General features: G+C 65.9%; 1 protein-coding gene. It reads left to right on the top strand.

Features of this window, described 5'->3' with window-relative positions:
- Positions 1-651, top strand: a 651-nt coding sequence (rpoD, locus tag ACU8YC_RS25440; RefSeq protein ID WP_446896024.1) for an RNA polymerase sigma factor RpoD, incomplete at its 5' end; no start/stop codon positions are given.
- Positions 652-654: the final 3 nt, after the last annotated feature.

Genomic DNA, 654 nt, shown 5'->3' with positions numbered 1-654 from the left:
GGCCTGCAGTTCCTCGACCTGATCCAGGAGGGCAACATCGGCCTGATGAAGGCGGTCGACAAGTTCGAGTACCGGCGCGGCTACAAGTTCTCGACCTACGCCACGTGGTGGATCCGGCAGGCGATCACCCGCTCGATCGCCGACCAAGCGCGCACGATCCGCATCCCGGTGCACATGATCGAGACGATCAACAAGATCGTCCGCACTTCGCGCCAGATGCTGCACGAGATCGGCCGCGAGCCGACCCCGGAGGAGCTGGCCGAGAAGCTGGCCATGCCGCTGGAGAAGGTCCGCAAGGTCCTGAAGATCGCCAAGGAGCCGATCTCCCTCGAGACGCCGATCGGCGACGAGGAGGACAGCCATCTCGGCGACTTCATCGAGGACAAGAACGTCGTCCTGCCGATCGACGCGGCGATCCAGTCGAACCTGCGCGAGACCACGACGCGCGTGCTGGCCTCGCTCACGCCCCGCGAGGAGCGCGTGCTGCGCATGCGCTTCGGCATCGGCATGAACACCGACCACACCCTCGAGGAGGTCGGCCAGCAGTTCTCGGTGACCCGCGAGCGCATCCGCCAGATCGAGGCGAAGGCGCTGCGGAAGCTGAAGCACCCGTCGCGCAGCCGGAAGCTGAGGAGCTTCCTGGACAACTGAGCC

Source organism: Citrobacter sp. VF227 (assembly GCF_052950715.1).
The sequence above is the reverse complement of the archived record's forward strand: the minus strand, read 5'-3'. Positions and strand labels throughout refer to the sequence as shown.